8 protein-coding genes are annotated in these 9,177 nt (G+C 61.2%); 5 read left to right on the forward strand and 3 right to left on the reverse strand.

Going from position 1 to position 9,177, the window contains the following annotated elements; translation table 11 throughout:
- Nucleotides 1-67 precede the first annotated feature (67 nt).
- From metF to AC0J6G_RS14740, 3 genes are all read left to right on the forward strand, one after another.
- A complete protein-coding gene (gene metF / locus AC0J6G_RS14730; protein WP_475248912.1) occupies nucleotides 68-913 on the forward strand; it encodes a methylenetetrahydrofolate reductase [NAD(P)H] in 846 nt (281 codons plus the stop codon).
- Between the two features lie 239 nt (nucleotides 914-1,152).
- Nucleotides 1,153-2,526: a nucleotide 5'-monophosphate nucleosidase PpnN gene (gene ppnN / locus AC0J6G_RS14735; protein WP_475248914.1), complete on the forward strand. Its 1,374-nt coding sequence runs from the start codon at nucleotides 1,153-1,155 to the stop codon at nucleotides 2,524-2,526.
- Between the two features lie 229 nt (nucleotides 2,527-2,755).
- Entirely contained in the window at nucleotides 2,756-4,639 is a 1,884-nt protein-coding gene (locus tag AC0J6G_RS14740; protein WP_475248916.1) for a DEAD/DEAH box helicase, read from the forward strand.
- A gap of 90 nt (nucleotides 4,640-4,729) precedes the next feature.
- Here the strand turns inward: AC0J6G_RS14740 and AC0J6G_RS14745 are convergent, their stop codons facing one another.
- Both AC0J6G_RS14745 and AC0J6G_RS14750 read right to left on the reverse strand, forming a co-directional pair.
- Entirely contained in the window at nucleotides 4,730-5,308 is a 579-nt protein-coding gene (locus tag AC0J6G_RS14745) for a YceI family protein (protein WP_475248918.1), read from the reverse strand.
- Nucleotides 5,309-5,368: 60 nt separating this feature from the next.
- Nucleotides 5,369-5,914, reverse strand: coding sequence for a cytochrome b (locus AC0J6G_RS14750; RefSeq protein WP_475248919.1), 546 nt, complete (start codon nucleotides 5,912-5,914; stop codon nucleotides 5,369-5,371).
- Nucleotides 5,915-6,205: 291 nt separating this feature from the next.
- On the opposite strand from AC0J6G_RS14750, the gene AC0J6G_RS14755 reads away from it, so the two are divergent.
- Nucleotides 6,206-7,612, forward strand: a complete 1,407-nt coding sequence (locus AC0J6G_RS14755; protein ID WP_475248921.1) for an adenosylmethionine--8-amino-7-oxononanoate transaminase — start codon at nucleotides 6,206-6,208, stop codon at nucleotides 7,610-7,612.
- 152 nt (nucleotides 7,613-7,764) lie between these two features.
- Entirely contained in the window at nucleotides 7,765-8,484 is a 720-nt protein-coding gene (locus AC0J6G_RS14760; protein ID WP_475248923.1) for a 16S rRNA (uracil(1498)-N(3))-methyltransferase, read from the forward strand.
- A 208-nt stretch (nucleotides 8,485-8,692) separates the two neighbouring features.
- Here the strand turns inward: AC0J6G_RS14760 and AC0J6G_RS14765 are convergent, their stop codons facing one another.
- Nucleotides 8,693-9,163, reverse strand: coding sequence for a chemotaxis protein CheW (locus AC0J6G_RS14765; protein ID WP_475248925.1), 471 nt, complete (start codon nucleotides 9,161-9,163; stop codon nucleotides 8,693-8,695).
- Between the last annotated feature and the right edge of the window lie 14 nt (nucleotides 9,164-9,177).

Consider the following 9,177-nt stretch of genomic DNA (forward strand, 5'->3'; position numbering starts at 1 on the left):
CCGCCGACTTTCTGCAGGGTGGGTGGCACAACACCATCCACCCTGCGTTTCCAAGGCTAGAAACCCTATGAGCCAAGAACGCCGTTACAGCTTCGAGTTCTTCCCCACCAAGACCGACGCTGGGCACGAAAAGTTAATGAATGTGGCGCGCCAACTGGCGACCTACAACCCCGATTTCTTCTCCTGCACTTACGGTGCTGGGGGCTCCACCCGTGATCGCACGCTGAACACCGTGCTGCAACTCGATGGCGAGATCAAAGTGCCGGCGGCGCCGCACCTGTCCTGCGTCGGTGACAGCAAAGCGGAGCTGCGTGATTTGCTGGGCCTGTATAAAAGCGCCGGGATCAAACGCATTGTTGCCCTGCGCGGTGACCTGCCCTCCGGGATGGGCATGGCCAGTGGCGAGTTGCGCTACGCCAACGAACTGGTCAGTTTTATCCGCGAAGAGACTGGCGATCACTTTCATATCGAAGTCGCTGCCTACCCGGAAATGCACCCGCAGGCGCGTAACTTCGAAGACGACATCGCCAACTTCGTACGCAAGGCCAAAGCCGGTGCGGACAGTGCGATCACCCAGTATTTCTTCAACGCCGACTGCTACTTCTACTTTGTCGAGCGCGTGCGCAAACTGGGTGTGGATATCCCCGTGGTGCCGGGCATTATGCCGATCACCAACTACAGCAAGCTGGCGCGCTTTTCCGACGCCTGCGGTGCGGAAATTCCACGCTGGGTACGCAAGCAGCTGGAAGCTTACGGTGACGATACGGGCAGCATCCAAGCCTATGGCGAGCAGGTCATCACTGAAATGTGCGAGCGCCTGCTGCAAGGCGGTGCCCCAGGCCTGCACTTCTACAGCATGAACCAGGCTGAGCCGAGCCTGGCAATCTGGAACAACCTCAAGCTGCCACGCTAACGCTTCACGGCGGCTCCCCGGCACCCACGCCCTGCGGGTGCTGGGGGTTCCCGGCCACGCACTATGGCCACCCAGCCTGGCATCAACGCCTTTTCACCACTCGCCTGGCAAACCACGGTAGCCTTTTGCAACGCACTACCGGGGCAACCCATAGTCCAAAGCACTCAGTCACGAGCATACTTTCAGCAAGCGTCTAGCCATGTAGGGCTTACGCGGTATCACAACCATGGAGCGCCGCAATGGCCGCACGAAAAACCATCAACGCCTCAGTTGCCCCCAAAGGCAGCCTGGAAACCCTCTCGCAGCGTGAAGTACAGCAGCTGCGCGAAACCGGCTCCGGTAGCGTCTATGCACTGTTCCGTCAGTGCGCCCTGGCCATCCTCAATACCGGCTCGCACAGCGACAACGCCAAGACCATCTTGGAAGCCTACCCGGACTTCGAGATCCGCATCCTGCAGCAGGATCGCGGCATCCGCCTGGAGCTGTTCAACGCCCCCGCGGATGCTTTCGTCGATGGTGAAATGATCGCCAGCACCCGCGAGATGCTGTTCAGCGCCCTGCGCGACATTGTCTACACGCAGAGCGAGCTGGAAAATAAACGCGTCGATTTCGGCAGTTCCCAGGGCATCACCGATTACGTCTTCCACCTGCTGCGCAACGCCCACACCCTGCGCGCCGGCGTCGAGCCGAAGATCGTGGTGTGCTGGGGCGGCCACTCGATCAGCACCGAAGAATACAAATACACCAAGAAAGTCGGCCACGAACTGGGCCTGCGCGGCCTGGACATCTGCACCGGCTGCGGCCCTGGCGTGATGAAAGGTCCGATGAAGGGCGCGACCATTTCCCACGCCAAACAGCGCAACGTGCACGGCCGTTATCTGGGCCTGACGGAGCCGGGGATCATCGCCGCCGAAGCACCCAACCCGATCGTCAATGAGCTGGTGATTCTGCCGGACATCGAAAAGCGCCTGGAGGCCTTCGTCCGTGTTGGTCACGGCATCATCATCTTCCCCGGCGGTGCTGGCACGGCTGAAGAGCTGCTGTATTTCCTCGGCATCCTGATGCACCCGGATAACCACGGCATTCCCTTCCCGCTGATCATGACCGGGCCCCGCAGCGCCGCCGCCTACCTTGAGCAGCTGCATGCGTTTATCGGCGCCACCCTGGGTGAAGCGGCGCAACAACGCTACAGCATCATTATCGACGACCCGGAACAGGTCGCCCGAGAAATGGCGGGCGGGATCAAGGCGGTCAAGCAGTTCCGCTGCGAACACAACGATGCGTTTCACTTCAACTGGCTGCTGAAAATCGATGAGAGCTTTCAGCACCCCTTCGAGCCGACGCACGCCAATATGGCCGACCTCAAGCTGACCCGCGAGCAGCCCGCACACGAGCTGGCAGCAAACCTGCGCCGGGCGTTTTCCGGGATTGTTGCGGGTAACGTCAAGGACAAGGGCATTCGTTTGATTGAGCAGCATGGCCCCTACGCCATCACCGGCGAACGCGACATCATGCAGCAGCTCGACCATCTGCTGCAGGCCTTCGTTGATCAACACCGGATGAAGCTGCCGGGCAACAGCGCCTACGTACCCTGCTACAAACTGACCCGCTAAACCGCTGAAAGCCGCGTTTTTGCTGGCACAGCAACAACGCGCAACCACCGAGCAGGCAGACGCTCGCACAGACCGGCTGCTCTGTTATACTCGGGCCTTCCCGCCAGGCTTGCGCCCGGATGCTAGCCCCCAGAGGCCAGTAGTACCGGACGGGATTACGCCCCCCAAGCGTGATTCAAGCCAGGCAATACACCCCATAGGGCAACGCCCTCACTAGACAGGATTACACATGTCCTTTGCCTCCCTCGGTCTCTCCGAGGCTTTAGTCCGTGCGGTCGAATCCGCCGGCTACACCCAACCCACTCCGGTGCAACAGCGGGCTATCCCCGCCGCGTTGCAAGGTCGCGACCTGATGGTGGCGGCCCAGACGGGTACAGGTAAGACAGGCGGTTTTGCTCTGCCGATCCTTGAGCGGCTGTTCCCCAACGGTCACCCGGATCGCGAACAGCGTCACGGCCCGAAACAACCGCGCGTCCTGGTACTGACCCCGACCCGCGAACTGGCCGCCCAGGTGCATGACAGCTTCAAGCTGTATGCCCGCGATTTGAAATTCGTCAGCGCCTGCATCTTTGGCGGCGTTGGTATGAACCCGCAGGTCCAGGCCCTGGCCAAAGGCGTCGATGTACTGGTGGCCTGCCCCGGCCGTCTGCTCGACCTGGCTAACCAGCGCGCCATCGACCTGTCGCACGTGGAAATCCTCGTCCTCGACGAAGCCGACCGCATGCTCGACATGGGCTTTATCCATGACGTGAAGAAGGTCCTGGCCAAGCTTCCGGCCAAGCGCCAGAACCTGCTGTTCTCGGCGACCTTCTCGAAAGACATCACCGATCTCGCCGGTAAGCTGCTGCACAACCCGGAACGCATCGAAGTGACGCCGCCGAATACCACGGTCGAGCGCATCGAACAGCGCGTATTCCGCGTGCAAGCCAGCCACAAGCGCGCCCTGCTCGCCCACTTGATCACCGCGGGCGCCTGGGAACAGGTGCTGGTGTTCACCCGCACCAAGCACGGCGCCAACCGCCTGGCCGAGTACCTGGATAAACACGGCCTGCCGGCTGTGGCGATCCACGGTAACAAGAGCCAGAACGCCCGTACCAAAGCCCTGGCCGACTTCAAGGCTGGCAAGGTCCGCATCCTGGTGGCCACCGATATCGCCGCCCGCGGCCTGGATATCGATCAGCTGCCGCACGTGGTCAACTTCGAGCTGCCAAATATCGAAGAAGATTACGTGCACCGCATCGGCCGTACTGGCCGCGCTGGCCGCAGTGGTGAGGCGATCTCCCTGGTGGCGCCGGATGAAGAGAAGCTGCTCAAGGGCATCGAGCGCATGACCAAGCAGAAGATCGGTGACGGCGATCTGCTTGGTTTTGATGCCAGCACGGTTGAGGCCGAACGCCCGGAAGTGCGTGAACCGCAGAAGCCACGTCAACCACGCGGTGCCAAGCCAGAAGGCGAACGCCATGGCGGCGGACGCAAGGACAAAGGCAAGGACAGCGGCCGTGACAGCAGCAGCCGCAGCAAGCCTCAGGGCGCTCGTAGCCAACAGCCGCGCAGCGCGTCACCGGCTCGCGCCAGCACACCCGCGGTACCCGCACTCCCTCCGGACCGCGCGCCGGACGAGTTCCGCGACGATGAAATCGATAATTTCGGCAACCGTGCCGACTATGTAAGCCCGAACCAGAACAAGCAGCAGAACCGTGGCCGTCGGTCCGGTGCGCCTGCAACACCCAGCGGCCCAAGCGCCAGCAACGGTGTTGGTTTGGGGGCGCGCCCAGCCAAGCCGCCGCGCAGCAATGGCGGTGGCGCAGTTACTGGCGCTGGCGCACAAGGCCGCCGCTCAGGTGCGGGCTCAGGTGCACCAGGTGGTCAGGGGCGCAATGGCTCGGGCCGGGCACGTCCGCCGCGTGACACTCGCATCACCTCGCTGAACCGTGACGAGTTGCCGCGTCGCGAAGGTACCGCGAAGGCACCCAGCGACAAGCAACCGGTGATCGTGCACAAAGGTTCGCGTCTGGATCGCCTGCCGACGCCGGAGCAGCTCGACGAATTGGCGAGCGCACGTCCGCGCGGCGAAAAGCCGGCCCTGCTGACGCGCAACCGCGAAGAGTCATAGTCCGCTAGCCGCACACGAAAACGCCGCCCATTGGGCGGCGTTTTTGTTGGTGCAGATCTAAACAGGCGGGTTATGTCCCGCCTGGCAAGCTTACTTGCGTACGCCTTCAACCGAGAGAATCAGCTCGACACTTTCCGAAGCTGGGCCCAGATCCTTGGTGATACCAAAGTCTTTCAGCTTCAGCGTGGTGCTGCCCTCGAAGCCGGCACGGTAGCCGCCCCATGGGTCTTTGCCTTCACCGATAAACGTGGCAGCAATCACCACTGGCTTGGTCACGCCATTGAGGGTCAGATCGCCGGTGATATCAGCCGTGCCTTCGCCGGTGGATTTGACCGAGGTGGACGCAAAGGTCGCGGTAGGGTGCTTGCTGACGCTGAGGAAATCATCGCTGCGGATGTGCTTGTCGCGTTCGGCATGGTTGGTGTCGACGCTGGCGGTGTTCAGCGTCACGTTGACCTTGCTGTCCTGCGGCTTGGCGGCGTCAAAGCTGAAGCTGCCGTCGAAATCCTTAAAGGTGCCGTACAACCAGCTGTAGCCCAGGTGGCTGATCTTGAAATTAACGAAGGCGTGCTGGCCTTGTTTGTCGATGGCGTAATCGGCTGCCATCGCCTGACCAGCGCCAATCAGTGCGCCACCCAGTGCCAGGGCTACGAGGGTTTTCTTCAACATGGGCATACTCCTTGTGAGTGTGAGATGGGGCCAGTCCAGCCCCGGAAACAGCAAATCCAACTAGCGACCGAACATCCGCACAAGCGTACGGTCGCGATCAATAAAGTGGTGTTTCAGCGCAGCCAGGCCGTGAATGCCAGCGAAGATCACCAGCGCCCACGCCAGGTATTCATGCACCAGCCCGGCTACGTCTTCCTGATCAGGAATGCTGGTCAGGCTGGCCGGTACTTCAAACAGGCCAAATACCGGAATGCCGCGACCGTCTGCCGTAGAGATCAGGTAGCCGGAAATCATCAGCACAAACAGCCCCAGGTAAAGAAAGCTGTGGCCCAACTTGCTGGCCAGGCGGGTCATCCGCCCGTGGTTAGGCAAACTTGCCGGTGGCGGGCTGAACCAACGCCACAGCACGCGACCGAGCATCACAGTAAACAGCACCAGGCCGATGCTCTTGTGCAGGTCCGGTGCGGTCTGGCGCCAGCTGCTGTAGTAGTCCAGACCAACCATCCAGTAACCCAGGCCAAAAAGGCCGAACACGACCACCGCCACCAGCCAGTGCAGCAGAATGCTGACCAGGCCGTAGTGAGAAGAACTATTGCGCCATTGCATTGCAAACTTTCCGATAAAGAAGAACCAAGACCGCGAGTGGAGCAAGACTAGCAACAAACCTATCGACTAAAAGCGGAAATTTTCGCTTTGAAATATCGGGAAATACGATGCGTGCTCACCTCTTTAAACTCAGCGAATTTAGCCGAGCGACACGCCTCGAAGTTCAGCGGCCCGGCTACAGGCGCATGATAGAGCGGATCAGCGCAGGCGTGGGCCTCAAGCACGGTTGTGCCGTCCATGCCCTGCAGTGCTTCTGATAGGCTTGGCGCAGATGATTGAGAGAGCCGAGCAATGAGCCTGAATGACCAGTGGATGCAGCGTGACCTGAAAGTACTCTGGCACCCCTGCACGCAAATGAAAGACCACGAGCAGCTGCCGCTGGTGCCGATCAAACGCGGCGAAGGCGTGTGGCTGGAGGACTTTGACGGCAAGCGCTATATCGATGCGGTGAGTTCTTGGTGGGTCAACGTGTTCGGTCACGCCAACCCCCGGATCAACCAACGCATCAAGGATCAGGTCGATCAGCTGGAGCACGTGATCCTCGCCGGCTTTAGCCATCAGCCGGTGATCGAGCTGTCCGAGCGTCTAGTCAACATGACCCCAGCGGGCTTGGACCGGGTGTTCTACGCCGACAACGGCTCATCCTGCATCGAAGTCGCATTGAAGATGAGCTTTCACTACTGGCTCAACGTCGGCCAGCCGGCGAAAAAACGCTTCGTCACCCTCTCCAACAGTTATCACGGCGAAACCATCGCAGCGATGTCGGTGGGCGATGTGGCGCTGTTTACCGACACCTACAAGGCGCTGCTGCTCGACACCATCAAGGTGCCCAGCCCGGATTGCTACTTCCGCCCCGACGGCATGAGCTGGGAAGCCCATTCGCGCGCCATGTTTGCCCATATGGAGCAAACCTTGGCCGAGCACGGTCATGAGGTGGCGGCGGTGATTGTCGAGCCGCTGATCCAGGGCGCCGGCGGCATGCGCATGTACCACCCGATCTACCTCAAGCTGCTGCGTGAGGCCTGCGACCGCTATGGCGTGCACCTGATCCACGACGAGATTGCCGTCGGCTTCGGCCGCACCGGGACGATGTTTGCCTGCGAACAGGCCGGCATCCGCCCGGATTTCCTCTGCCTCTCGAAAGCCCTGACTGGCGGCTATCTGCCGCTGGCCGCCTGTCTGACCACCGACGCGGTGTACCAGGCGTTCTACGACGACTATTCGACCCTGCGCGCCTTCCTCCACTCGCACAGCTACACCGGCAATCCGCTGGCCTGCGTAGCTGCCCTGGCGACCCTGGATATCTTCGAACAGGACAATGTAATCGAGGCCAACAAAGCCCTGGCCGCACGGATGGCCAGCGCCACCGCACACCTGGCCGACCATCCGCATGTTGCCGAGGTGCGCCAAACCGGTATGGCTCTGGCCATCGAAATGGTCCAGGACAAGGCCAGCAAGACCGCTTACCCCTGGCAGGAACGCCGTGGCCTCAAGGTTTATCAGCACGCGCTGGAGCGCGGTGCACTGCTGCGCCCGCTGGGCAGCGTGGTGTACTTCCTGCCGCCTTACGTGATTACCCCTGAGCAGATCGACTTTCTCGCGGAAGTGGCCAGCGAAGGTATCGACCTCGCCACCCGCACCTCGGTCAGCGTGGCGCAGGGCAACGGCAACTACCCCGGCTTTCGCGATCCGGGCTGATGTAGGCTGGATCGGGGCGCGTAGCTGACGCTTCACCCATCCACCCTTGCGATATACGGTGGATGAAAAGAGCGTCATCCACCCTCCGGATCTCAATGCGCACAGCACAGCCTACGGCTAGAATTCGCGCTTTTACTCTAGGTTCACCTCTTATGCGCCTATCCCGTTTCTTTATCGACGCCCCTCTGTCCATCGGCCAGCACGAGCTGCCGGAAGCCCAGGCTCACTATATTGGCCGTGTGCTGCGCCATACCGTGGGCGATGCGGTGCAACTGTTCGACGGCAGCGGTCAGGAATACCTGGGCGAACTGATCGAAGTGGGCAAGAAAAACGTGCGCGTTGAGTTGCGCGAAGCGTTCCCCGGCCAGGCTGAATCGCCCCTGCACATTCACCTAGGCCAGGGCCTGTCGCGCGGCGAGCGGATGGATTGGGCGATTCAGAAAGCCACCGAGCTGGGCGCCAATGAAATTAGCCTGATCGTCAGCGAGCGCTGTGAGGTGCGCCTCAAAGATGAACGCGCCGACAAGCGCATGGCGCACTGGCGGCAAGTGACGATCAGCGCCTGCGAGCAATGCGGTCGCTCGGTGCTGCCGATTATTCATCCACCGATCAGCCTGAACGATTGGCTGGACCAGGTAACCGCCGAACTCAAGCTGGTGTTGCACCCGGTCGCCGAGCCCTGGGCCAGCCATCCGCAGCCTACGTCGCTGGCCTTTCTGATCGGCCCGGAAGGCGGCCTGAACGAGAGCGAAGTTGCCTTGGCCAAAACCCAGGGCTTCCACGCCGCCCGCCTCGGCCCGCGTGTGCTGCGCACGGAGACTGCACCAGTGGTGGCACTCAGTGTGGCGCAGCAGTTGTGGGGCGATTTCTAAGAGCCTTCCTACGATCGGCTGCGCGTCGGCCCTGCTGCGTTAAAAACCGGCTCGGATGCGAGCCCAGTCGGAATGCTCTTGTACAAAAGTACACTCCGCTTCCTTGCCGTTTTTTGCCTTGCCGGACTCTAGCTCGCGAGATCGTATAAAGGCTCTCAGCTCAAGCCATAAAAAAGCCCGCTAACGCGGGCTTTTTGTTTGTTGTCGGTCAGATCAATCCAGCATCCGCCAGCTTCTGCTCCAACCCGAGTAAGTCCGGGATCTTTAATACCGCCTCGCCAAACTGCACCGCATCCAGCTCCAGCGGCGACAAGGCGACATCCGCGCGCACCAGCTCGGCACCGACCTTGATCGAGCGCGGAATGCCCTGCACCAGCACGGCAATAAATTTGACCGCCGGACGACCGCCCAAGGCATTGATCACCGCTACCCGCGAGCCTGGGCTGACCGTCGCCTGACCATCGGAAGCGGCCTCGAAGGAGAGCAGCGGCAGGCGCAAATCACGCCAGGCAATTTGCCCCAGAAACCAGCTGGGCATGCCTTCACTGACCTGCGGCGCGCGATAGGGAATCAGCTCGGCCACTGCCACGTTGGGCAACAACAATGTGCGGTCAGTCAGCGGCATCAACAGGCCGGTAAGGCTACTGACGCTATTCTGGGTGGCAATGGCTTGGCTCATGAAAATATCCTGTA

The organism is Pseudomonas sp. TS_SC_3, from assembly GCF_056156225.1.

What these genes read in the sequence shown, in the direction of transcription:
- AC0J6G_RS14755 (WP_475248921.1), top strand. Translation starts at nt 6,206, where the DNA reads ATGAGCCTGAATGACCAGTGGATGCAGCGTGACCTGAAAGTACTCTGG.
- AC0J6G_RS14760 (WP_475248923.1), top strand. Translation starts at nt 7,765, where the DNA reads ATGCGCCTATCCCGTTTCTTTATCGACGCCCCTCTGTCCATCGGCCAG.
- ppnN (WP_475248914.1), top strand. Translation starts at nt 1,153, where the DNA reads ATGGCCGCACGAAAAACCATCAACGCCTCAGTTGCCCCCAAAGGCAGC.
- AC0J6G_RS14740 (WP_475248916.1), top strand. Translation starts at nt 2,756, where the DNA reads ATGTCCTTTGCCTCCCTCGGTCTCTCCGAGGCTTTAGTCCGTGCGGTC.
- metF (WP_475248912.1), top strand. Translation starts at nt 68, where the DNA reads ATGAGCCAAGAACGCCGTTACAGCTTCGAGTTCTTCCCCACCAAGACC.
- AC0J6G_RS14750 (WP_475248919.1), bottom strand. Translation starts at nt 5,914, where the DNA reads ATGCAATGGCGCAATAGTTCTTCTCACTACGGCCTGGTCAGCATTCTG.
- AC0J6G_RS14765 (WP_475248925.1), bottom strand. Translation starts at nt 9,163, where the DNA reads ATGAGCCAAGCCATTGCCACCCAGAATAGCGTCAGTAGCCTTACCGGC.
- AC0J6G_RS14745 (WP_475248918.1), bottom strand. Translation starts at nt 5,308, where the DNA reads ATGTTGAAGAAAACCCTCGTAGCCCTGGCACTGGGTGGCGCACTGATT.